Below are 21,252 nucleotides of genomic sequence, written 5' to 3' on the forward strand. Positions count from 1 at the left end.
TCACGGCGGACGGTCCGACACGAGGATGCCAGGCGTCGTTCCCCGGGCTCGCGCCGGTCACCCACCGAGCGGCAGGCCGGGTCGGGCCTGCGTGCCCGTCAGCCGGTTCCGGGCGGAACGGCCCCGTCGAGCGAGTCCGGTGATGCGGGCGCGTCGCTGTCGTGGATCGTCAGGGCCCCCGCGAGGTCCAGGTCGGAGACCGTGCCGTGGGCGCCGGCGCGCACGAGGAGCACTGCTCCCAGGGCGGTGCTCCAGAACGTTCGGGCCTCCACGTCGAGCGGGCGCCGGGCCGCCCAGCCGCGGCGGTCGATGAGCTGGCCCACGAAGCGCTCGGACTGGTGGAAGAGCAGCTGGAGGTGCTGGTCGACGACGGGGGCGAGCTCGGGGCGGGAGATTCCGGCGGCGAGGGCGCGTGTGACCGACGGGAGCGAGGGCATGGCGAGGACGGCGCGGGCGATGTTGCGCCGGAAGGCCGCCGCGTCGGGGGCCTGGCGGCCGATGCGTTCGATGCGGCGGGCGTCGTGCAGCAGGCGGAGGAAGGCGGCGTGCACGAGGAGCGCGTCCTTGGAACCGAAGTAGTAGGTCACCTGGTTGGGGAAGGCGTCCGCCGCGTGCGCGATGTCCGCGACGCTCGGATCGGCGCCCGGCCGTTCCTCGCAGAGCCGCGCGGTCGCCTCGATCAGCCGGCGCCGCGTCGCCCGACCGCGGTCGCGCGACCGGGCCGGGGCGGGACGGGTCTGGGTTCGCTTCTTCTCCACCTCGGAATTGTATGTGATACAACAAAGGCGTTCACTTGTATGGCATACAAGAAAGGCTGAAGGGCATGGACGGGACTGAAGTCGTGGTGACCGGACTGGGCGCGATCACCCCGCTCGGGGCGGACGCGGCGTCCACCTGGGACGCACTGCTGGCGGGCGAGTCCGGCCTCCGCGACGGGGCCCTGCCCGGGGTCGTCGCGGGCACGATGGCCGTCGACCCCGCGACCCTGATGCCGCGGGTGACGGCCAGACGGCTCGACCGCTCGCAGCAGGCGGCCCTGGTCGCGGCGGCCGAGGCCTGGAGCGACGCGGGCGGCCCGGAGGTGGACCCGTACCGGCTCGCCTCGGCCGTCGGCACCGGCATCGGCGGCGTACGGACCCTGCTGAACGAGGACGACGTCCTGGAGGCGTCGGGGACGCGGCGCGTCTCGCCCCGTACGGTCCCGATGCTCATGCCCAACGCGGCGGCGGCGCTGATCAGCATCGAGTACGGGGCCCGCGCCGGGGCCTACACGCCCGTCTCGGCCTGCTCCTCCGGCGCGGAGGCCATCGCCCTGGGAGCGAGGCTCATCCGCGCGGGCGAGGCGGACGTGGTGATCGCGGGCGGCACGGAGGCGGCCGTCACCCCGATCACCGTGGCCGGATTCGTCCAGGCGAAGGCCCTGTCCCGGCACACCGCCGAACCCGCCTCGGCCTCCCGGCCGTTCGCCGCCGACCGCAGCGGATTCGTCCTGAGCGAGGGTGCCGCGGTCATGGTGCTGGAGCGCGCGGAACACGCCGCCGCACGCGGCGCACGCGTCCACGCGGTGCTCGCCGGCGCGGGCATCGCCGCCGACGCCCACCACATCACGGCGCCCGCCGCCGACGGCTCCGGTCAGATCGCCGCCATGCGCAAGGCCCTCGCCCAGGCCGGTCTTGCGCCCGACCGCATCAGCCACATCAACGCCCACGCCACCGGCACCCCGGTCGGCGACGCGGCCGAGGCGCGCGCGATCGGCGAGGTCTTCGGCCGCGCCACCGTCACGGCCCCCAAGGCCTCGCTCGGTCATCTCTTCGGCGCGGCCGGTGCGATCGAGGCACTTCTCGCGGTCCTGAGCGTGGAGCACGGCGTCGTCCCGCCGACCCGGAACCTCGCCGCCGGGGTCGGCCCCGACATCGACCACGATGTCGTTGCGGAGCGACGCGACGCCCCTCAGGAGGCGGTCCTCACCAACTCCTTCGGGTTCGGCGGACAGAACGTGTCACTGGTCTTCACCAGCATGGCACCGCAGGTCTAGGCCCTGTCGTCACACTGCCGCCTGCCCCGCGGGCCCTCCCACCGGACGGCGACGGCCCGTCCGTCGTCCTCCGGTGCCGGCGGCAGGTCAGATCCCGGCGGCGCGGGCCGTCTCGTACACCTCGGTCGCCACGTCGACGAGTTCCGACGCGTCGCGCAACGGGCCCTGGAGATCCAGCAGGATCCGGGGCACGCCCGTGGCGGCGTGTGCGGCCAGGTCCTCGACGATCTGGTCGGTACTGCCGTGGAACAACGCCCGGTCGCCGCCCGCCACGGGCTGTGCGCTGTAGCGCGCGTTGGCGCGGAGGCAGACGTCGAGCGGACGCTCGCGCCCGCGCTCCGCGGCGGTGTCACGGACGTGCCGCCACTGCTCGGCCAGCGCGTCGGCACCCCGCGCCACGGGCATCCACCCGTCGGCCCGGTCGACGAGCCGGCGCGTGGCGCGCGGGCCGTTCGCGGGAAGGAAGACCGGGATGGGGCGGACCGGTTTGGGCCCCACGACGGACGGCCGGATCGTCGTCAGCTCACCCTTGTACGACACCGGGTCGGGGCCCCACACCGCCGCGCACACATCGAGCAGTTCGTCCAGCACCGCGCCGCGCCGCTCGAACGGGGCGACGGACGCCGCCGCGTACTCGTCGTGCGACCAGCCCGTCCCCAGCCCGGCGAGGACCCGGCCCCCGCTGGCCACGTCGAGCGAGGCCAGGGACCGCGCCAGTTGGAAGGGAACGTGCAGCGGGGCGACCAGCACGCTGGTCCCGAGGCCGATCCGCTCGGTCGCGCCCGCGGCCAGGGCCAGGGTGACCAGGGGGTCCGCGACGCCCCGGTAGTGCTCGGGCCAGGGCATCCCCGGTATCCCGTACAGGCCCTGCGCGGCCGGTTCCGGGACGAGAATCCGCTCGAACACCCACAGGCTCTCGTAGCCCACCGCCTCGGCGGCGCGTGCCACCGCGGCGACGTCCCTCCCGAGGGTGTACTGCTTCGTCTGCGGCAGACCGAGACCGAGCGCGACTGGCATACGTGTACTCCTCACATGGTTGAACGAGGCAACCAGCCTAGGCCAGAGCGTTTCTGACGCAACGCCTGTTCACGGACGCACCATCCGTCACCGAACAGAACAGGCCACCTCGCGGCGCGGGGTAATTCGGTGGCGCCGGGAGGAGACCGGCCGGAGACTGACCGGTCATGACCATCGCGCCCCAGACCGGCCCTCTGTGCACCCGTGAATCCCTCGCGTCCGAACTGCGCGCCCTGGGGGTGCGCCCCGCCGAGACCCTTCTCGTGCACTCCTCCCTGAGCGCGCTCGGCTGGGTCTGCGGGGGACCGGTCGCCGTGATCGAGGCACTGCTCGACGTCCTCGGGCCCCGGGGGACCCTGGTCGTCCCGACGCACTCCGCCGACAACTCGGACCCGGCCGCCTGGAGGAACCCGCCCGTGCCCGCGTCCTGGTGGGACGGCATCCGCGCGTCCACCCCCGCCTTCGACACCCGCACCACGCGGAGTCTGGGCGTCGGCGTCATCCCCGAGACGCTCCGCACCTGGCCGGGCGCCCTGCGCAGCGTGCACCCGCAGACGTCCTTCGCCGCCCTCGGCCCCCGAGCGGCCGGGATCGTGGACGGACACGCCCTCGACTGCCGCTTCGGCGAGCACAGCCCCCTGACGCGGCTGGAGGAGGCCGGAGCAGGAGTTCTGCTGCTCGGCGCCGGATTCGACTCCTGCTCCGCCTTCCACCTCGCCGAATACCGCGTCCCGGCGGCCCGGGTGACCAACTCCTTCGCGGTCACCACCCCGCAGGGGCGCCGCTGGACCACCGTGGAGGACACCGCGATCTCCTCCGACCGCTTCGAGGAACTCGGCGCGGACTTCGAGAAGACCCACCCGGTCCTGCGCGGCAGGGTGGGCGGCGCGGACTCCCGGCTCTTCGGCCTGCCGGACGCGGTGACCCACGCGGTGGAGTGGATCCGGGAGAACCGGCGCGCGACCGAAGGGTTCTGACACCGAGAGCGGCCCGACGGCCCGGGGTGCGGCCCCGGAGGGTCAGCGGGCCGTCGGGCCGCCCCCGGACGTCTTGCCGGCGGCACCCGACCGCGTGACGCCGTCGACCTCCACACAGATACCGAAGACACGGTCGTGGCCCGTCCAGCCGTTCACACGGCCGCGGTTGTTGCTGATCTGCACCCGCTTCCGCGCGCGGTCCACCGCCGACACCAGATGCAGGTACACCGCCCCGGCGACACGGGCGAGAACGATGTCTCCCACCTCCACCGCCGAGGGATCGACCGGCACGACCACCACCTGCTGCCGACTGCGGATCAGCGGAACCATCGACGAACCGCTGGGGCGGAACGTCACCGTGCTGCCGCCGGCGACCCTGGCGGCCACCGAGTCAAGTGCACCCATACGGGGATCGTGGCAGACCACCCCGCACATCCCCACCGGTTTTCGTGGTGACCGGTCAGCCCTCGCCCCGCAGATACGCCAGATCCTCCGCGTCCAGCACGAGCGCGTCCGCCGCGAGGTTCTCCTCCAGGTGGGAGAGCGTCCCGGTGCCCGGGATGGACAGCACGACGGGGGACTGGGCCAGGGAGAAGGCCAGTTGCACCTGGGGGACGGTCGCTCCGTGGCGGGCCGCGATCTTGCCCAGGCGCGCCTCGTCGAGGGGGTTGCCGCCACCGCCGAGCGGAAAGAACGGGACGTACGCGATGCCCGCCTCCTCGCACCGCGCCAGCAGGCCGTCGTCGTCCTGGTGGTTCTGCACGGCGGCCACGGGAGCGATGGCGCGTGCCTCCGCGAACTGGGCGGCGTCGACGTTGCTGACGCCCAGGTGGCGGATCAGCCCCTCCTCGCGGAGACCGGCCAGGACCTCGAAGCGTGCGGCGAGGGACTCGCCACCGGGGCCGGTCGTCCCGCCCACCCGGAGGTAGACGAGATCGAGCCGGTCCAGGCCCAAGTCACGCAGATCCCTCTCCACCAGGGCGCGCAGCCGGTCAGGGGTGGCCTGGCCGCTCGGCACACCGCCGGGGCCGGGCAGCGGACCGACCTTCGTCGCGATCACCAGATCGTCGGGATAGGGGAACAGGGCCGTGCGGATCATCTCGTTGGCCCGGACCGTGCCGCGGTCGTAGAAGCCCGCCGTGTCGATGTGGTCCACACCCAGCTCGCGTGCCCGCCGCAGCACCGCGACGGCGTTCTCGGGACTGCGTGCCGGACCGTGGAGCGTGCCCGTCGCCAGGCGCATCGCGCCGAAGCCGAGCCTGCGGACGGTGAGGTCCCCGCCGAGGGGGAATGTCTTGATCGTCATGCCGTCCATGGTCCGCGCGGCAGTCCGCGCGGGACAGCACGTGGCAGTTTGCTGCCACACTGGACGGATGCGGAACGAACAGATCTTCACCGTGCACGGGGACGGGGAGCTGGTCGCGCGCGCCGGTCACCTCTTCGCCTCCGCCCGCACCGAATTCCTCTGCGCCGCCCGCGACCTCGACACCTGGGCCCAGCCGTCCGCCCGCGCCGCCGTCCGCGACCGGCTCCGCACCGGCAGCGGACCGGGGCTCTCCACGCGCAAACTCCTCAGCCCGCTCGCCCTCGCCGACGAGGCGGCCCGCGCGCATCTGACGCTCGTACGCAGCCGGGGTGCCGAGGTCCGCATCAGCGCGTCCCCCCTGCCGCACGAGACGATCCTCATCGACCGGCGCGTGATGATCCTGGCCGGCCGGGAGTCGCCCACCGGGCGCGCGTACACCGTGACGACCTCACCGACCATGATCGACGGCGTCCACACGCTCTACTCGGCGCTCTGGGACACCTCCACCGACCTCGACGCCTATCTGCGGCAGGACGTCCCCCGTCTCGACGCCGACGACCGCACGATCCTGAACGCCCTCGGCTCGGGGCTCACCGACGAGTCCGCCGCCCGGCGCCTGGGTCTCTCGCTGCGCACCTACCGACGCCGCGTCGCCGACCTCATGGTCACTCTGGAAGCCGGTTCACGGTTCCAGGCGGGCCTGCGGGCGGGCGAACTGGGGCTGCCCGGAAAACCCTGAGGGCCGTCCCGGCAGCCCGCCCGCGGACCTCCGCCTACCGGGCCGCCGCCAGTACGGCAGGCCGCCCGCCGAGCGCCGCCGAGAACGCGTCCGTCACCTGCCCCAGCGCCTCGGCGGAGTCCGGAGCCACCGTCAGCGAGCCGTCACGGCCGACGGTGATGTCCTTGTCGAGCGTGAACCAGCCCGGCACGATGTGCGCGGCACCCATGGAGCTGAGCACCGGGCGCAGCGCGTAGTCGATGGCCAGCACATGGGCGACGCTGCCGCCCGTGGCGAGCGGAAGCACGGTCTTGCCGGCCAGCGCGTACTGCGGCAGCACGTCGAGCAGCGACTTCAGCAGACCGGAGTACGCGGCCTTGTACACGGGCGTGCCGATCACCACCCCGTCCGCCCGCGCGAACAGCTCGGCCGCGCCGACGACCGCCGGATGGCCGAAGTCGCCGCCGAGCAGCGCGTCGGGCGGCAGCGAGCGGGCCTCCAGCGCTATCACCTCATGGCCCTGGTCCCGGAGCCGGTCGTCCAGGTGGCGCAGCAGACGGGACGTACGGGAGGTCGCGGAGGGGCTGCCGGAGACGGAGAGGACAGTGGACACGGGAACACCTTTCGGTCGAGGAGGAAGAACGGAGGGTCGAGGGGCGCCTCACCAGGCGCTGGACTCCACCGCGATCACCGGGGTCAGGTCGTTGCGCAGGGTCTCCAGGAAGGTGACGACCTCGGCCGCCACCGCCCGGTGCTGGAGGTCGTTGAGGACGTCGTGGCGGCCGCCCCGGACCACCGAAAGACGCGTCCTGGAGCGTGACTTGGCCATCCGTGCCAGCGCGGCGCGGTCGGCGAGCGGGTCCTCGTCGCCGACGAGGAGCAGGGCCGGGACCGCCGGCCCGGACGCTCCCGGATCGGTCTCCTCCGCGTACGCCGCGTCGAGCAGGGCCGCCGGAACGGGCTCCGCGAGCGAACCCCGCCGCACCGTCGCGTCCTCGCCGAGCACCCGGCGGTGGGCCGGGCAGAAGGTGCGCACGTCCAGCTCCTCCTCCCACGTCCCCGTGGCCGCCGAGCCCCGCCCGGGGAGTCCGGCGAGGACGACGCCCGCCGGCCGCCGGGTTCCGGCCCGACCGAGCAGGGCGGCCACGGCGGCGGCCCCGGAATCCGAGCCGGCGACCACGACCGGCTGCGCGACGCCCTCGTCACCGGCCGTTCCTTCGAGCGCGTCGGCCAGCCGGGCGGCGAGGGCGGACAGCGCGGCGGGCAGGTCCGTGCCGTCGAGCGCCGGGGCGTCGAGGACGCGCACCCGGTAGGCGTCGGCGGCGAGGCGACGGCCGAAGCGCGCGTAGGACGCCCTGGTCTCGCCCCGGCCGGGCACCACCAGGACGGTGCCGCGCACGCGCAGGCCCTCGGGGCCGAAGTGGTCGGTGTACTCGCTGGACTCGGACATGCGGGCTCCTGGTGGCGGGACGGGACGGGACGGGACGGAAGGGGGAAGGGGGCTCAGCCGCGCGCGCCCGCGCGCGCCAGCGTGTGGCGGTTGCCGGGGACCGGGAGGCCCAGGTTGCCGCGCAGCGTGTCGGCCTCGTACTCCGTACGGAACAGGCCCCGCTTCTGGAGCAGCGGCACCACGCCCTCGACGAAACGGCCGAGGTCGTCGTTGGTGCGGAACGCGAGATTGATGCCGTCGAAGGTGCCGGCCTCGAACCAGCGCTCGATGGTCTCGGCCACGGTGTCCGGCGATCCGACGAACGGGGAGCGGCGGAACGCGTTGACCGAGTCGGCCACCTGGCGCAGCGTCAGGTTCTCCGTGCGCGCCCGCTCGATGATCTGCGCGGCGCCGGTGCGGCCGCCCTTCTCGGCCAGGTGGGCGACATCGGGGAACGGCGCGTCCAGATCGTGCGCGCTGAAGTCGTACGCGCCGAACGACCGCCCCAGCAGCGCCAGATTGCTCGCGAAGTCGTTGTCCTCCTCGAAGATCTCCCGCTCCCGGCGCCGGGCCTCCTCGTCCGTCGCGCCGACGACCGGACCGCCGTGGATGAAGATCTTGATGTGGTCGGGGTCGCGGCCGTACGCCGCCGTGCGGGCCTTGATGTCCGCGTAGTAGTCCCGGGCCTGTTCCAGGGAACCGCCCGGCGCGTAGATGCCCTCGGCCACCCGGGCCGCGAGGTCCCGGCCCTCGGGCGAGACCCCGGCCTGGAAGATCACCGGCTGGCCCTGCGCGGAGCGCGAGAGGTTGAGGGGGCCCGCGACCTTGAAGTGCTCCCCCTCGTGGTCGAGGGTGTGCAGTCGCGACGGGTCCAGGAAGACACCGCGCTCCGGGTCGGCCGGGAACGCGTCGTCCTCGTAGGAGTCCCACAGCCCCCGGGCCACCTGCACGAACTCCAGCGCCCGCCCGTACCGGGTGGCGTAGTCCAGGTGCTCGTCCAGACCGAAGTTGCGGGAGGTGCCGGTGTCGAAGCTGGTCACCACGTTCCAGCCGGCGCGCCCGCCGCTGATGTGGTCGAGGGAGGCGAAGCGGCGGGCCAGGTTGAACGGCGAGTTGTACGTCGAGCTGGCCGTGCCCACCAGGCCGAGGTGCCGGGTGTGCGTGGCGACGGCGGAGAGCAGGGTGAGGGGCTCCAGCCGGTTCAGGTAGTGCGAGGGGTAGGTGGCGTTGATGAACTGGCTGTCCACGATGAACAGGGCGTCGAACAGGGCGTGTTCGGCGGCCTGGGCCTGCTCGATGTAGTAGTTGATGTCGATACTCGCGTTCTTGGCGACGCGCGGGTCCTTCCAGAGCCCGTGCTGGCCGGGGCCGCCGACACCGTACGGGTGCAGGGCGAGGTGGATCGTGCGGGACATGACGGGTCCTTCCGGGAGGGGTCGGTTCTTCGGGTCAGGCGTGGAGGAGCGCGCGCAGGGCCTCGCGCGCGGTGCGGTCGGCGGGGCCGGCGTCGAGCGTGGGGGCCGAGCCGACGAGCAGCCGGGTGTACGGATGGCGGGGCTCGTCGATGACGTCCCGGGCGGCGCCGGTCTCGACCAGTTCGCCCCGGTAGAGCACGGCGATCCGGTCGGCGGTCCCGGCCACGGACCCCAGATCGTGCGAGATCAGCACGAGGGCGGTGCCGGTGTCGCGGAGGTCCTTGAGGATCTCCAGGACCTGGACGCGGTTCGCGGAGTCCAGCGCGCTGACCGGCTCGTCGAGGACGACCAGCCGGGGTGCGGTGATCAGGGCGCGCGCCACCGCGACGCGCTGCCGCTGGCCGCCGGACAGTTCGCCCGGAAGCCGTTCCAGCAGCCGCGCGTCGAGCCGCACCCGGTCCAGGAGCGCACGGGCCCGAGCGACCGCCTCCGCGCGCGCCGTTCCCCGGACGAGCAGCGGTTCGACGAGGGAGTCCTCGACGGTGGCGTCGGGGTCCAGGCTGCGCAGCGGGTCCTGGAAGACGTACTGGATCACCCCGCGCCGTCGCAGCGCGCGCCACTGCCGGGGACCGTACGCGCCCACCTCCTCGCCCGCGACTCGCACCGATCCGGCCGCGACGGGCACGAGCCCGAGGGCCGCGCGGGCGAGCGTGGACTTGCCGGAGCCGGTCTCGCCGATGAGCCCGACGGTCTCCCCGGGGACGACGCTCAGCGAGACCCCGCGCAGGGCGGGACGGCGGCGCCGGCCGCGGCCGTAGCGGACCTCCAGGTCCGTGATCTCCAGGACGGGGGCCTGCGGGCTCGCGCCCGCGGGGCCGGGCGCGACGGGGGCGCCGGGCGCCCGCGGTGCGGTGGGTCCGGTGGGTCCGGTGGTCATGACGCCCCCTTCGGCGTGCGGAACTTCTCCAGTCCGTACTGGCGGTGCTCGTCGATGAGGAGCCGGGTGTACGCGTGGCGCGGTGTCCGCAGGACGGCCCGGGTGGGGCCCTGTTCGACCACCTCGCCCTGCCGCATCACCAGGACCTCGTCGCACAGCTGGGCCACGACGGCCAGATCGTGCGAGACGACCACCAGGGCCAGTCCGGTGCGTTCGCGCAGATCCGCGAGGAGGTCGAGGATCTCCGCCTGGACCGTGACGTCGAGCGCGGTGGTGGCCTCGTCGGCGATGAGGGCGCGGGGTTCGAGGGCGATGGCCGCCGCGATCAGGACGCGCTGGAGCATGCCCCCGGACAGCTCGTACGTGTACTGCCCGTAGACGAGTTCCGGATCGCGCAGCCGGACCGCGTGCAGGAGTCCGACGGCGCGGCGCCGCGCCTCGCGCCGCCCCAGGCCCTGTTTGGCCCGCAGCACCTCCGCGATCTGGGCGCCGACGCGGATCGACGGGTTGAGATAGGACGCGGGGTCCTGGAAGACGGCACCGATCGTGGAGCCGCGCAGTCCGGTCCACTGGCGGGGCGTCAGCGTCGCGATGTCCGTTCCGGCGATCTCGACGGTGCCGCCGCTGACCTCGAAGTGCCGGGGCAGGATGCCGAGCGCGGCCCGGCAGGTGAGAGTCTTGCCGCTGCCGGACTCGCCGACGATGCCGACCGCCTTGCCGGGGGTGAGCGCGAAGCCGACGCCGTGGACCGCCTCCCGGCCGGTGGCGCGGTCGGTGATGCGGACGTCGCGCAGTTCGAGTACGGGCGCGGCGGCCGGGACGCCACCGGTCGCGGCGGGGGCGGGGGCGGGAGCGGTGTGCGGGGACAGGGTCGTCACAGCGAACCTCCGGCGGGGACGGAACCGGTCGTGCGGGGGTGGTCGTGCCGGGCCCCGCGCCGGGCGGCGGCCCGCGCCCGGCCGGCCTCGCCGGACACGTCGCGGATGGCGTCGGCGAGCAGATTGCAGGCCCAGACGGTGATCATGATCAGCAGGGCGGGGACGACGGGCGCCCACGGGCGGTGGCTGAGATAGCCGAGGTCCGAGGCGAGCAGCCCGCCCCAGGTCGGGGCCGGCGGCTGGACGCCGATGCCCAGGAACGTCAGGCTCGACACGATGACGAAGCCGACGCCGACCGTCTGGGCGAGCGCCACCGCGAGCGGCGGCAGCACCTTCAGCCACACGTGCCGCCGCACGATCCACAGGAGCGAGGCGCCCGAGACGATCGCGGCCTCCACGTACGGGGAGCGGGCCACGGCCAGGGTCGCCGCGCGCGACACCCGGTAGAACAGCGGGGACACCAGCACGCCCGTGACCAGCATGGCCTGGGTGATCCCGTTGCCGAGCAGGGCGATCACGGCGATGGCGAAGAGCATGAAGGGGAGCGCCACCAGCGTGTCCGCCAGCCGCAGCGTCAGCCATTCGAAGGCCCGGCCCAGGTACACCGACAGGATGCCGGGCACCGCCCCCACGGCCAGGGCGGTCAGCGCGACCTCCAGCGAGCCGAGGACGCTGACGCGTGATCCGTCCAGCAGCCGGCTGAACACGTCGCGGCCCAGGTAGTCGGTGCCCAGCCAGTGGGCCCCGGAGGCCTCCGCGAGCGGCGGGCTCCCCGCGGCGAGCGGATCCTGCGGGGCGAGCCACGGCCCGAGCAGGGCCAGCAGCGCGACGGCCAGCAGGATTCCGACGGCGATCCGTCCGGAGGTGAGCGAGAGAACGCGGCGCACCATGGGTCAGACCCCCCGCTGCGATGCCGGCATCACACGCGCCAGCACCAGATTGATGATCAGGTTGAACGAGACGACGAGCACGATCGAGACCACCAGGACGCCCTGGACGGCGGGCACGTCGCCGGCCTGGGCCGAATCGTTGGCGAACCGTCCGAATCCCTGGAGACCGAAGATCCACTCCGTCACCACGGAGGCGCCGACGAGCGCGGGGAACTTCTGCCCGAGCGTGGCGAGCGCGGGCCCGACGCCGTTGCGCAGCACATGGGAGAAGAAGATCCGCCGCGGACTCAGCCCCCGGACCACGGCGCCCGTCACATAGTTCTCGTCGTACGCCGCGACGAGACCGGCGCGCAGCTGACGCGCCACGTCCGCGACGACGTCGAAGCTCAGGGCGAGCGCGGGCAGGGTGATGTGGGCGAGCCAGGGGCCGATGCCCTGCTCGGCCGGGACGTATCCGGCCGAGGGGAACAGCGGGACGCCGACCGAGAACAGCGCGACCAGCACGATCCCCACGACGAACGCCGGCATCACCGAGATCACGGTGACGAAGCCGGTGATCGCCCGGTCGACGACGGTGGTGCGCCTCAGCGCGGCCAGGGTGCCGAGACCGAAACCGACGACCACCCCGATGAGCAGGGCGAACGTCGCGACCGACAGACTCACGCCGAGGCCGAGCCCGATCAGGGTCGAGATGTCGGCACCGTTGACCCAGCTGGTGCCCAGCTGTCCGTGCAGGACGCCGGTGAACCAGTCGCCGTACTGGGCGAGGAAGGGCCGGTCGAGCCCCCACTGCGCCTCGACGCGCCCGATCGCCTCGGGCGTCGCGTTCTCACCGAGCTGGATCCGGGCCGGACTGAGCCCGCTCATCGACCGCAGGGCGAACGTCACGAAGGTCGCGACCAGGAACACCGGGACGAAGATCGCCACGGACCGGCCGAGGGCCGCCAGGACCCGGCCCGCCGTGTGACGGGCCCGCGCCGCGGCCAGGCCCTCCCGGAGTGCGGGACCGTCCGGATACGCATAGGTGTGCGCCGACATGGGGCTTCCTCCTCTCCTTGCTTGCGTGTACGAGGGGCCGTCAGCGGGAGCCGTCGACGGTCACACCGGTCCAGTCGATGTGCGCGGGGTTCTTCGGCAGACCGGAGATCCGCTTGCTCTTCGCGAAGAGGTTGGGCGAGGAGTACGTGAACACCAGGGCCTTGCTCCGCAGCCCGGTCCGGGTCGCCTCGCGGAGGGTCCTCGTGTACGCGGGGTCGTCCAGCGGGGTCCGCCGCACCTTGCCGACGGCTTCGGCGAAGCCCTTCGGCTCGTACGGGCTGCTGAGGTTGAGCGGGCCGTGCGGGCCGAAGTGCGCGGTGAGGGTCTGCACGGCGGAGTCGCGCCCCGTCGTCGAGTACAGGGAGAACGCCAGGTCCTTCGCGAAGAAGGGGGTGGCCCAGTTCTTGTCGATCCTGATCGTGACGTCGATGCCCACCGCGGCCAATTGGGACTGGACGATCTCCGCCTGCGGGTCCTCCGACGGAATGACGAGGTCGAGCTTGAGCTCACCGGGCCGGTGGCCGGCCTCGGACAGCAGACGCTTCGCCTTCGCCGGGTCGTACGGGTAGGCGTTCTCCGACGCGGGGTCGTAGGCCACGTACCCCTTCGGGAACGGCTGGTCGGTCACCTCCCCGTAGCCGAAGGTCAGTTTGTCGACGAATTCCTGACGGTTCACCGCGTGGCGGACCGCGTCGACCACCCGGTCGTCGTCGAAGGGCGCCTTGTTGATGTTCAGGCTCAGGTTGGCCGCGTTGAATCCGGGCTGGGAGAAGACGTCGAGACCGGCCTTCTTCGCGGCGTCGGCCTGACTCGGGTCGAGATCGGCGAAGTTGTACACGCCGGTGCGCAGGCCGGAGACGACCGTGGAGGCGTCGGGCGCGGAGTCCAGCTCGACATCGTCGATATGGATGTTCTCCGCGTCCCAGTAGTCGGGGTTCTTCTTCAGGACGGCCTTGGTGCCCGGGATCAGCTGCTCCACGACGAAGGGGCCGGCCCCCACCGGATTGCGGTCCAGCTCGGCGGGGTCCTTCGCCGCCTCGGGACTGGCGATCTGCAGCACGCGCTCACCGAGCAACTGCGGGATCTGGTAGTCGACCTGGGAGAGGTGGAGCACCGCGTCCAGCCCCTTGGCCTCCACCGACACGATCGACGTCAGATCACCGAACAGGGCGGAGTTCTTCTGCTTCTGCGCGCGTTCGACGGCGGCCTTGACCGCGAGCGCGTCGACCGGTTCCCCGTCGCTGAACTTCAGCCCCGGCCGCAGATGAAAGGTGATCAGATCGCCGCGCTCGTTGTACTCCCAGCTCTCGGCGAGATCCGGCACGGCCTTGCCGCTCTCGTCGGTCCGCGTCAACGAGGCGTAGACCAGGGCGAGTTCACGGAACTGCGCACCGCTGCCCGACACCACCGGATCCCAGTGGGCCGGGAAGTACGAGGAGGCCCACTTCAGGGTCGCTCCGCCGGACGAGGCGGAGACGTCCCCGCCGCACGCGGCCAGGGCGGGGGTGAGCAGGGCGGCGAGTGCGGCGCCGAGGGCGGTGGCCCGTGTGGTGCGTCGTGGGGACATCTCGTTCTCTCTGTGACGGGGCCCGGCCCGGATCAGGGCAGGCCGGACCGCGGGCGGAGGTGCCGGGAGGAAGACATGGCGGAGCGGCCGTGCGGCGGAAGGGACGTCCGCCGGGACGGGTCGGGGGAAGGAAGGCGTTCCGGGCGTACGGAACCGGCGCGGCACCCCCCTCGGACGGGAGGCGTCAGCGGTACGAGTCCTGGAACGAAACGCTCCGACGGATGGCCGGGACACCCGGACCCCGGACGTGACGACGCCCTCGGACAGCGGGGCGCGTCACGGTGAGACGCGAGGGGTACGGTGACGCGGCCGGAGCGCGGCGGGTTCCGTGCGGCGGGCGGCCGGGGGCCGCGGCCGGCGACGGGACGCCTGCGGATCGGAGCGGGTGGGCGGTCAGCGACAGAGTGCGCTGGAGGTGCGCCGAAGATCCACGTATCGGCACTCCACACCGGGGTGCGTCGTGAGCATGGGCACATCCTGGGGGCCGTCGCGGGCATCTGTCAATGGACACCTTTTGGTGTCTCATTCGGTGGGACGGGGACTGACCGCAGGTCAGAGCCCTGACACCGCGCGGCGGATGGCGTCGGGGCGCGCCGCGGCCTCCTCGGGATGCAGCCACAGCGGTCCGTTCCCCGTGTCGACGCGGACCGCGTGCGAAGGGGGCCGGCCACCCTCCACCAGAAGCTCGGCCTCCGGCCCGGTCAGGCTGCGCAGGCGCTCCAACGCCTCGCCCGGCGGCAGCCGAGGGCCGTCCGCGAGCACCCCCGGACACAGCGCGTCGAGCGCCCGCGCACCGGCCGCGAACGGCCGCCAGCCGGGCACCGCCCGATGCCCGGCCGGGGAGCGGACGAGCAGCGTCGGCAGCGCGTAGCGCACCGCACCCCCGGCGGTCTCCTTGGCCCGGCCCGGATGCGGGGAGTCCTCCGGGACGGACAGCACCTCCCGCACCGGCCGGCGGGCCTCAACCCGGTCGGCGCGCACCCCGTCGAGCACGGCGTCCGACGCGGCGTCGGACCGCAGCCGCTCCGCGTCCAGCCCCGGCACACCCCGTACGGCGGCCAGCGCGCCCTCCTCGGTGTCGGCGGGCTCACCGACCACGAACACGCTCTCGCGCAGTCTTCGCAGCACCCGGTCGGCGACCTCGGCGCCCTGCCGTTCCGCCGCCTTCGCGACCAGCGACGACGGCCAGGAACTCACCGCCACCCGGCTCAGCCGGACCGCGTACGGAGCCCGGGTGTGGACACCGATCTCCGCCACGTGCCGTGCGTACCAGGCGGTTTCGGCGGTCGGGTCGGGCGGCGGATCGTCGTCGTGGTCGAAGAGGATCGCGTAGACGCGCCGCCACCGCACCCGGCCGCCCAGCGCCGCGCGCAGCGCGCGGAACACCGGCTCGGAGCCCCAGGCCCACGGGCACATCGGATCCGTGTACTCCACCACCTCCACCCCGGGCGCCGGGATCGCGCCCCTCATGCGGCGCCGACCCCGGACGGCTCGGTGAGCGCCTCGCCGGGCAGCAGCTCCGCCAGGGTGAGACCGCCGAGGACCGCGACGGCCTCCGCCTCGACGCGACGCCACACCCCGGGCAGCGCCGTCGCCGGACCGGGGTAGACCAGACCGGCCAGCGACGCGCCGCGCAAGGTGATCACCTCGCCGTCCACGGCGCGCACCACGTCCAGCAGGGCGATCTCGCCCGCCGGTCTGCCCAGCCAGTACCCCCCTTCGCACCCACGTTGGCTGCGCACCAGACCCGCTCTGCGCAACTCGCCCACCACGGACTTCAGGAACCGGAACGGAATCTCCTGCGAGGACGCGATGGCCTCACAGGTCAGAGGACGGCCGGGCTCACGCGCGAGCTCCAGGAGGGCTCGCGTGGCGTAGTCCGCCTTCGCGGAGATATGCATGGCCGCCATCATGCCCCCGAAGACCCGCCTCCGAGAGGCGATGGACGCAGTTGCTCCCCGGCCGGACGCGCCGGGCCACTCGTCCTGTTGCGGGAACATTGCCGCAGGTGAACGCCAATGGACACCTCTTGACATCCTTTTTCGGGCCGACCTAGCGTCCCTGCCATGAGCGAGCCGCTGACGACCCCCGGTGAGGGCTTCCACCCGCACCTCCACGAGACCCCGGGCCGCCCGGACGCCCCGCTGCGCACCCGCGTGCACCACATCCGGGCGGACGCCCTGGACGGTGACACCGCCCAGACCGGGGGCATGCGGCGGTTCGCCGCGGTGAGCGGCCGGACCGTCGGCTCCGAGAAGCTGTGGATGGGCCAGACCCATGTCGCCCCCGCCACCTCCTCGTCCGACCACCACCACGGCGAGTCGGAGACCGCCATCCATGTGGTCAGCGGGCACCCGGAGTTCGTCTTCCTGGACGGTTCGGGCGACGAACCCGAGGAGGTACGGCTGCGCACCTCGCCCGGCGACTACATCTTCGTCCCGCCCTTCGTCCCGCACCGCGAGGAGAACCCCGACCCCACCGAGGAGGCCGTGGTCGTCATCGCGCGCAGCACCCAGGAGGCGATCGTCGTCAACCTGCCCCGGCTGTACGCCCTTCCGGCCGACGACGCCTGAACGCGCCCGGTCGGCCGAGGACCCGCGCCGTCATCACCGGACGCGGCAGCGACGGGTTGGCGGCCGCCTCCTCGGCCACCGTCCCGTCCGGATCGTCCAGCAGCCCTGCGACGACGGACGGCGGCAGGCCCGGGTGCCCGGCGGCGTCCTGCCGTGCCCGCGCGTCACGGAGGCAGACGAGGAGCGCCGGGCCCGGGGCGTGCGGATGCCGGGCCGTCGCCCGCAGCGCCTTGCGCACCGGGGGGTCACGCAGGGCGAGTTCCTCCAGCAGCTCCGCCGGGACGTCCGGATTGGCCGCCACGGCGGCGGCCACCCGGTCGCCGTGACGCCGCGTCAGCATCCGCAGCAGCGACTCCGGGAGACCCGGGTGCCCGGCGACGGCCCCGGCCACCTTCGCGTCCGCGTCACCGGCCAGCGCGTCCCGGACCGGGGCGGGCAGATCGCGCCGCCGGGCGACGAGCACCCGCAGCTCGGGTCGCGCCGAAGCCGCCAGATCACGCACCTCGGCGGTCGAGGCGGCGGCGACACGCGGCAGCAGCACCGCGCCGATGCGCGTGGAGGCGGCCAGCCGGGCCAGCACGTCCCACGGCACACGCGGATGATGCGCCAGCGCGCGCCGCACCTCGTCGTAGCGGTCCCCGGCGAGCGTACGGACGAGACCCACGCCGATCGCGGGATTGCCGGCCAGGCTCTCGCGCACGCCCGGCACCGGATCCTCCGCCAGGCGCGCGTACACCTCCGGCGGCAGACCGGGCCGGGCGGCCACGGCCGCGCGCACCAGCGACGACGGATCGGCGGCGAGGCCTGACACGCCGTCGGCCGGTGTGGCCGGGTTGAGCAGGGCCGCCAGGACCACATCGTGCAGCGCGGAGGCGTGGGTGCCGTCGCACGACGCCCCGGCCGGCAGATCGCAGTCCGTCCGGGGACACGACGGATCGTGGGTGAACGGGATCTCCTCCTGGTCGCAGACCCGGCACCACCGCACCGGAGGCAGCCCCTTCCCGGTGACCAGCGCCGAGAGCACGTCCGGCGGGGCCGCCTCGTTGCACGCCACCGCGCGCCGCACCTCCGCGAACGGATGCGCCGCGAGCCGGGCCGCCACCCCGGGCGCACCCCACAGCGCGAGCTCCGCGACGACCCACACGTCCCGGTCCCCCGCCAGCACGTCCACCACGTCCGGCGGCAGCCCCGGACAGGCGGCCAGGGCCTCCCGGTGCGCGCGGTCGGGGTCGGCCGCGAACCTCCGCGCCCACGCCGGGGTGCCGCGCCCCTCGTCGAGCAGCGCCAGCGCGGCGTCCGGGCGGGCCGCCGGGTCGACGTCGGCAGCGGTCAGCCGGCCCGCGCGAACGAGCGGGACGAGGCTCGCGGGGACCTGCGCGGCGAGCGCGGCCACCTGGCCGCCGTCGAGATCCGGGCGGCCGGCCAGCCGCGCGGCGAGTGCGTCGTCGGGGTCCGCCGCCGCGAGCGCGGTCAACGGGGCGACGAGCGCCCGGGGCAGAGCGGGGTTGCGGGCCAGGCCCATCAGAACGGGATCCACGGGAGCATCCTGCCGCCGACCCGTACGGAGGGCCTGCGAATTTCCGGTGCGGGACCGCTCGCGTACGACTCCTTCCGGCCCCCGCACCTGCCGGTCGACGGAGCGCGTACCGGAGGCAGCCACCGTACGGCGCCGGGGGGTGACGTCAGCGCAACACGGGGGTCCGCACCAGTGCGAGGCGATCTTCGACGCGTGAAGGTGAACGGACCGACGTCACCACGTACTTGGGGGAGCACCATGACCAGCGCGACCGCCCACCGCACCCGTTCGCGGCGCCTTCTGCCCGTCGCCGCCGTCTGCTGCGGGCTCCTGCTGACCGGGCCGGCCGCCGTCGCCGCCACCGCGCCCGCCGCCACCGGCCGCGGCGCGCAGGCTGCCGAGGCGAACCCGGAGGCCGGACGGGGAACGCTCGTCCACGCCGAACGGCTCTACACGCTCCCGGACCGCGGGGCGGTCGCCGCCGAACTGCGGGCCTCGGGGTTCCCGGTGGACACGGTCCGCCACGGGGTCGTCGCGTACCGGCTGATCTACCGGACCGTCGACGCGCACGGGCGGCCCACCACGGCGAGCGGGCTGTTCATGGTGCCGCGCGGCGCCGGAGGCGCCCTGCCCACGGTCTCGTTCGCCCACGGCACCGGTGTGCACAAGGACGACGCGCCCTCCATGAAGCGCCGCTCGTTCGTCTCCGCGTCCGTGCTCGCGCACGCGGCGTCCGGCGCGGCGGCGGTCGGGCCCGACTACCTGGGCATGGGCAAGGGGCCCGGCCCGCACCCCTGGATGGACGTCCCCTCCGAGACCACGGCCTCGCTGGACATGCTGCGGGCGGCCCGCGCCTTCGCGCCGCGCACCGGCCACCGGCTGGAGCGCGAGGTCCAGGTCACCGGCTTCTCGCAGGGCGCGTCCGCGGCGCTCGGACTCGGACGCGCCCTGGAGGCGGGGGAGGACCCGTGGTTCCGGCTGGGAGCGCTCGCCCCCGTCAGCGGGGCGTACGACTTCGGCGGCGCCGAACTGCCCGCGCTCGTCGAGGGACGTCTCGAACCCAAGTCGAGCGTGGTGTACGCGGCGTACACCCTGGTCGCCTTCAACCGGCTGCACCACCTCTACGACCGGCCCGGCGAGGTCTTCCGGGCGCCCTACGCCGATACGGTCGAGGCCCTGTTCGACGGTACGCACACCGGCCCCGACGTGATGGCGGGTACCCCCGCTACCCTCGGCGAGCTGCTGACGGAGAACGGCCGCGCCCTGCTCACCCACCCGTCGGGTTCCTTCGCCGACGCGCTCCGCACCACCGACGCGGTGTGCGACTGGGCGCCCGAGGCCCCGGTCCGGCTCTACATGGCGACCGGTGACGAGCAGGCGACCACCGTCAACACCGAGCACTGCCGGTCCGCCCTCGCGAGGAACGGGGTCGACGCGCCGGTCCTCGACATGGGCCCGGTCGACTACCAGGGCTCCCGCCATGTGGGGTCGAACGTCGCCGCCACCTCCTCGCTCGTGCGCTGGTTCGAGGACCTGCGGAGCAAGTGCGGTAACTGAGGTTGTCGACAGGGGTCGCGTGAACTATGGTTGTCGCGTGACGATGCCTGAGATTGCCCCGGACGAACAGACCGCACTCACCAAGGCCCTGGGCGAGGCGCTCCACCCGCTCGCCGTCTCGATGCGCTCCCGCGCCACCGGACTGCCCGAGGAACGCATGTGGGACGCGGACCCGGTGGAGGTGGCCCTCTCCGTGCTGACCGCCTGGAAGGCGGTGGACCTGGAGGTGAAGCGGCTGACCGCGATCGCCGCGGGCACCGCCGGGGCCTACGGCGCGAACTACGAACAACTGGGCGCCGCCTGGGGCATCACGCGTCAGGGCGCCCGCAAGAAGTGGCCCGGGGCGGTCACCCGGCCCGCCCAGGACCCCGGCCGGGAGAACGTCGCCCTCGACCTGTTCGGAGGCACCGCCGGACTGGCCCGCGTCCCGTCCACCGGCCGCTGGTCCTGGACGGGCGAGGGCGCCGACGGGGTGCGCGGCGCGAGCGCCCCGGACGCCGCGTTCGCGACGAAGGAGGAGGCGGCGGCCCACGCCGGGGCGTTCCTGAAGGAACACGCCGCGGACCCGGCGGGCGCCTGACACCTGCCGGGCCCGCGGCGTGGATCCGGTGGACCTCGCCCCCTTTTGGCGCGCCCCGTCCCGCAGTCCGTACGCGACACGCGGGAACGCCCGCCGCGCGTCCGCCCGCGCTGGAACGATGGGCGCATGGACAAGGTCAGCAACACCGCGGTCCTCGCCGCCATCGACGCCGGACTCCCCGACTGGCGCAGACTCGCCCAGCCCCTCGCCGCGTGCTTCCGGGGCCCGGACGCCGTGGCCGCCGCCGCGTTCGTCGCCGAGGCCGCACGGGCGGCCGCGGACGCCGGGCACCCGGTGCACGAGATCAGACTGGGGGGTGACGGGCGGGTCGACGTGACCCTCTGCAGCGTCGACGAGGAGGGCGGGCGGTGGATCACCGCCCGCGACCTCGAACTAGCGGCCGCACTCAGCGCACTCGCCCACCGCCTCGAACTGACCGCGGCCCCCGGCGAGGTGGCCCAGCTGGAGTTGGCCCTCGACACGGTGGACCACGCGGCGGCCGGACCGTTCTGGGCGGCGCTCCTCGGCGGCGCGGACGGCCGGCCCGTCCGGGACTCCGTCTTCGACACCCACGACCGCGTCCCCGCCGTGTGGTTCCAGCAGACCGACGCCCACCCCCTGCCGCGCCAGCGCTGGCACATGGACCTGTGGCTGGCGCCCGAGGTGGCGCGGGAGCGGATCGCGGCGGCCCTCGCCGCGGGCGGCACGCTCGTCGACGACTCCGAGGCACCGTCGTTCGTCGTGCTCGCCGACCCCGAGGGCAACAAGGCGTGCGTCTGCACGGCCCTGGGACGCGACCGGCCCTGACACCCGGTCATG

Annotated in this window: 22 protein-coding genes; 7 read left to right on the forward strand and 15 right to left on the reverse strand. The window is 73.9% G+C overall.

Annotated features, from left to right (window positions below):
• Positions 1 to 98: 98 nt before the first annotated feature.
• Positions 99 to 758, reverse strand: a complete 660-nt coding sequence (locus tag ACZ4FH_RS11380; RefSeq protein WP_467303976.1) for a TetR/AcrR family transcriptional regulator C-terminal domain-containing protein — start codon at positions 756 to 758, stop codon at positions 99 to 101.
• Between the two features lie 65 nt (positions 759 to 823).
• Here ACZ4FH_RS11380 and ACZ4FH_RS11385 point away from each other — a divergent pair, with 65 nt between their 5' ends.
• Positions 824 to 2,035: a beta-ketoacyl-[acyl-carrier-protein] synthase family protein gene (locus ACZ4FH_RS11385; RefSeq protein ID WP_467303977.1), complete on the forward strand. Its 1,212-nt coding sequence runs from the start codon at positions 824 to 826 to the stop codon at positions 2,033 to 2,035.
• A gap of 87 nt (positions 2,036 to 2,122) precedes the next feature.
• On the opposite strand, the gene ACZ4FH_RS11390 is transcribed toward ACZ4FH_RS11385, so the two are convergent.
• The gene (locus ACZ4FH_RS11390) at positions 2,123 to 3,052 is read right to left on the reverse strand and encodes an LLM class F420-dependent oxidoreductase (RefSeq protein ID WP_467303978.1); all 930 of its coding nucleotides are present in this window, start codon (positions 3,050 to 3,052) and stop codon (positions 2,123 to 2,125) included.
• Positions 3,053 to 3,219: 167 nt separating this feature from the next.
• On the opposite strand from ACZ4FH_RS11390, the gene ACZ4FH_RS11395 reads away from it, so the two are divergent.
• Complete coding sequence (locus tag ACZ4FH_RS11395; protein ID WP_467303980.1) at positions 3,220 to 4,029, forward strand: AAC(3) family N-acetyltransferase; 810 nt, start codon at positions 3,220 to 3,222, stop codon at positions 4,027 to 4,029.
• A 42-nt stretch (positions 4,030 to 4,071) separates the two neighbouring features.
• On the opposite strand, the gene ACZ4FH_RS11400 is transcribed toward ACZ4FH_RS11395, so the two are convergent.
• Positions 4,072 to 4,434, reverse strand: a complete 363-nt coding sequence (locus ACZ4FH_RS11400) for a S26 family signal peptidase (RefSeq protein WP_467303981.1) — start codon at positions 4,432 to 4,434, stop codon at positions 4,072 to 4,074.
• 55 nt (positions 4,435 to 4,489) lie between these two features.
• On the reverse strand, positions 4,490 to 5,335 hold the full coding sequence (locus tag ACZ4FH_RS11405) for an aldo/keto reductase (RefSeq protein ID WP_467303982.1): 846 nt from the start codon (positions 5,333 to 5,335) through the stop codon (positions 4,490 to 4,492).
• Between the two features lie 67 nt (positions 5,336 to 5,402).
• Between ACZ4FH_RS11405 and ACZ4FH_RS11410 the strand changes: the two genes are divergently transcribed.
• On the forward strand, positions 5,403 to 6,074 hold the full coding sequence (locus tag ACZ4FH_RS11410) for a DNA-binding response regulator (protein WP_467303984.1): 672 nt from the start codon (positions 5,403 to 5,405) through the stop codon (positions 6,072 to 6,074).
• Positions 6,075 to 6,108: 34 nt separating this feature from the next.
• On the opposite strand, the gene ssuE is transcribed toward ACZ4FH_RS11410, so the two are convergent.
• The 10 genes from ssuE to ACZ4FH_RS11460 form a co-directional block, all read right to left on the reverse strand.
• Positions 6,109 to 6,666 carry an NADPH-dependent FMN reductase gene (gene ssuE / locus ACZ4FH_RS11415; RefSeq protein ID WP_467303985.1) on the reverse strand — a complete coding sequence of 186 codons (558 nt, stop codon included), beginning with the start codon at positions 6,664 to 6,666 and terminating at the stop codon, positions 6,109 to 6,111.
• Between the two features lie 48 nt (positions 6,667 to 6,714).
• On the reverse strand, positions 6,715 to 7,503 hold the full coding sequence (locus tag ACZ4FH_RS11420) for an alpha/beta hydrolase (RefSeq protein WP_467303987.1): 789 nt from the start codon (positions 7,501 to 7,503) through the stop codon (positions 6,715 to 6,717).
• 53 nt (positions 7,504 to 7,556) lie between these two features.
• Positions 7,557 to 8,897: an NtaA/DmoA family FMN-dependent monooxygenase gene (locus tag ACZ4FH_RS11425; RefSeq protein ID WP_467303988.1), complete on the reverse strand. Its 1,341-nt coding sequence runs from the start codon at positions 8,895 to 8,897 to the stop codon at positions 7,557 to 7,559.
• A 34-nt stretch (positions 8,898 to 8,931) separates the two neighbouring features.
• Complete coding sequence (locus ACZ4FH_RS11430; protein ID WP_467303990.1) at positions 8,932 to 9,834, reverse strand: ABC transporter ATP-binding protein; 903 nt, start codon at positions 9,832 to 9,834, stop codon at positions 8,932 to 8,934.
• A complete protein-coding gene (locus tag ACZ4FH_RS11435; protein ID WP_467303991.1) occupies positions 9,831 to 10,712 on the reverse strand; it encodes an ABC transporter ATP-binding protein in 882 nt (293 codons plus the stop codon). Before ACZ4FH_RS11435 ends, ACZ4FH_RS11430 begins: the two co-directional genes overlap by 4 nt.
• Positions 10,709 to 11,602, reverse strand: coding sequence for an ABC transporter permease (locus tag ACZ4FH_RS11440; protein ID WP_467303992.1), 894 nt, complete (start codon positions 11,600 to 11,602; stop codon positions 10,709 to 10,711). The genes ACZ4FH_RS11435 and ACZ4FH_RS11440 overlap by 4 nt, the downstream gene beginning before the upstream one ends.
• Before the next feature lie 3 nt (positions 11,603 to 11,605).
• The gene (locus ACZ4FH_RS11445; protein ID WP_467303993.1) at positions 11,606 to 12,640 is read right to left on the reverse strand and encodes an ABC transporter permease; all 1,035 of its coding nucleotides are present in this window, start codon (positions 12,638 to 12,640) and stop codon (positions 11,606 to 11,608) included.
• 40 nt (positions 12,641 to 12,680) lie between these two features.
• The gene (locus tag ACZ4FH_RS11450) at positions 12,681 to 14,207 is read right to left on the reverse strand and encodes an ABC transporter substrate-binding protein (protein WP_467303994.1); all 1,527 of its coding nucleotides are present in this window, start codon (positions 14,205 to 14,207) and stop codon (positions 12,681 to 12,683) included.
• A gap of 552 nt (positions 14,208 to 14,759) precedes the next feature.
• Positions 14,760 to 15,677 (reverse strand): DsbA family oxidoreductase, encoded by a 918-nt coding sequence (locus ACZ4FH_RS11455; protein ID WP_467303996.1) that lies wholly within the window; start codon positions 15,675 to 15,677, stop codon positions 14,760 to 14,762.
• Positions 15,674 to 16,108: an RrF2 family transcriptional regulator gene (locus ACZ4FH_RS11460; RefSeq protein WP_467303997.1), complete on the reverse strand. Its 435-nt coding sequence runs from the start codon at positions 16,106 to 16,108 to the stop codon at positions 15,674 to 15,676. The genes ACZ4FH_RS11455 and ACZ4FH_RS11460 overlap by 4 nt, the downstream gene beginning before the upstream one ends.
• 165 nt (positions 16,109 to 16,273) lie before the next feature.
• Between ACZ4FH_RS11460 and ACZ4FH_RS11465 the strand changes: the two genes are divergently transcribed.
• Positions 16,274 to 16,780, forward strand: a complete 507-nt coding sequence (locus ACZ4FH_RS11465; protein WP_467303999.1) for a cupin domain-containing protein — start codon at positions 16,274 to 16,276, stop codon at positions 16,778 to 16,780.
• On the opposite strand, the gene ACZ4FH_RS11470 is transcribed toward ACZ4FH_RS11465, so the two are convergent.
• On the reverse strand, positions 16,737 to 18,317 hold the full coding sequence (locus ACZ4FH_RS11470; protein ID WP_467304001.1) for a hypothetical protein: 1,581 nt from the start codon (positions 18,315 to 18,317) through the stop codon (positions 16,737 to 16,739). The genes ACZ4FH_RS11465 and ACZ4FH_RS11470 overlap by 44 nt on opposite strands.
• A 237-nt stretch (positions 18,318 to 18,554) precedes the next feature.
• On the opposite strand from ACZ4FH_RS11470, the gene ACZ4FH_RS11475 reads away from it, so the two are divergent.
• The 3 genes from ACZ4FH_RS11475 to ACZ4FH_RS11485 all read left to right on the forward strand — a co-directional run bounded on the left by ACZ4FH_RS11475 (position 18,555) and on the right by ACZ4FH_RS11485 (position 21,240).
• Positions 18,555 to 19,853, forward strand: a complete 1,299-nt coding sequence (locus ACZ4FH_RS11475; RefSeq protein WP_467304003.1) for a lipase — start codon at positions 18,555 to 18,557, stop codon at positions 19,851 to 19,853.
• A gap of 43 nt (positions 19,854 to 19,896) precedes the next feature.
• Positions 19,897 to 20,433: a hypothetical protein gene (locus ACZ4FH_RS11480; protein WP_467304034.1), complete on the forward strand. Its 537-nt coding sequence runs from the start codon at positions 19,897 to 19,899 to the stop codon at positions 20,431 to 20,433.
• A 126-nt stretch (positions 20,434 to 20,559) separates the two neighbouring features.
• Positions 20,560 to 21,240, forward strand: coding sequence for a VOC family protein (locus ACZ4FH_RS11485; protein WP_467304004.1), 681 nt, complete (start codon positions 20,560 to 20,562; stop codon positions 21,238 to 21,240).
• Positions 21,241 to 21,252: the final 12 nt, after the last annotated feature.

It is taken from the genome of Streptomyces sp. NPDC024555 (genome assembly GCF_055559335.1).

Excerpts from the sequence above, each read along its gene's own strand:
- ACZ4FH_RS11485 (WP_467304004.1), top strand. The coding sequence starts at position 20,560 with ATGGACAAGGTCAGCAACACCGCGGTCCTCGCCGCCATCGACGCCGGA.
- ACZ4FH_RS11405 (WP_467303982.1), bottom strand. The coding sequence starts at position 5,335 with ATGACGATCAAGACATTCCCCCTCGGCGGGGACCTCACCGTCCGCAGG.
- ACZ4FH_RS11440 (WP_467303992.1), bottom strand. The coding sequence starts at position 11,602 with ATGGTGCGCCGCGTTCTCTCGCTCACCTCCGGACGGATCGCCGTCGGA.
- ACZ4FH_RS11480 (WP_467304034.1), top strand. The coding sequence starts at position 19,897 with ATGCCTGAGATTGCCCCGGACGAACAGACCGCACTCACCAAGGCCCTG.
- ACZ4FH_RS11465 (WP_467303999.1), top strand. The coding sequence starts at position 16,274 with ATGAGCGAGCCGCTGACGACCCCCGGTGAGGGCTTCCACCCGCACCTC.
- ACZ4FH_RS11460 (WP_467303997.1), bottom strand. The coding sequence starts at position 16,108 with ATGCATATCTCCGCGAAGGCGGACTACGCCACGCGAGCCCTCCTGGAG.
- ACZ4FH_RS11400 (WP_467303981.1), bottom strand. The coding sequence starts at position 4,434 with ATGGGTGCACTTGACTCGGTGGCCGCCAGGGTCGCCGGCGGCAGCACG.
- ACZ4FH_RS11475 (WP_467304003.1), top strand. The coding sequence starts at position 18,555 with ATGACCAGCGCGACCGCCCACCGCACCCGTTCGCGGCGCCTTCTGCCC.
- ACZ4FH_RS11455 (WP_467303996.1), bottom strand. The coding sequence starts at position 15,677 with ATGAGGGGCGCGATCCCGGCGCCCGGGGTGGAGGTGGTGGAGTACACG.
- ACZ4FH_RS11450 (WP_467303994.1), bottom strand. The coding sequence starts at position 14,207 with ATGTCCCCACGACGCACCACACGGGCCACCGCCCTCGGCGCCGCACTC.
- ACZ4FH_RS11445 (WP_467303993.1), bottom strand. The coding sequence starts at position 12,640 with ATGTCGGCGCACACCTATGCGTATCCGGACGGTCCCGCACTCCGGGAG.
- ACZ4FH_RS11395 (WP_467303980.1), top strand. The coding sequence starts at position 3,220 with ATGACCATCGCGCCCCAGACCGGCCCTCTGTGCACCCGTGAATCCCTC.
- ACZ4FH_RS11430 (WP_467303990.1), bottom strand. The coding sequence starts at position 9,834 with ATGACCACCGGACCCACCGGACCCACCGCACCGCGGGCGCCCGGCGCC.
- ACZ4FH_RS11410 (WP_467303984.1), top strand. The coding sequence starts at position 5,403 with ATGCGGAACGAACAGATCTTCACCGTGCACGGGGACGGGGAGCTGGTC.
- ACZ4FH_RS11390 (WP_467303978.1), bottom strand. The coding sequence starts at position 3,052 with ATGCCAGTCGCGCTCGGTCTCGGTCTGCCGCAGACGAAGCAGTACACC.
- ACZ4FH_RS11425 (WP_467303988.1), bottom strand. The coding sequence starts at position 8,897 with ATGTCCCGCACGATCCACCTCGCCCTGCACCCGTACGGTGTCGGCGGC.
- ACZ4FH_RS11420 (WP_467303987.1), bottom strand. The coding sequence starts at position 7,503 with ATGTCCGAGTCCAGCGAGTACACCGACCACTTCGGCCCCGAGGGCCTG.
- ACZ4FH_RS11385 (WP_467303977.1), top strand. The coding sequence starts at position 824 with ATGGACGGGACTGAAGTCGTGGTGACCGGACTGGGCGCGATCACCCCG.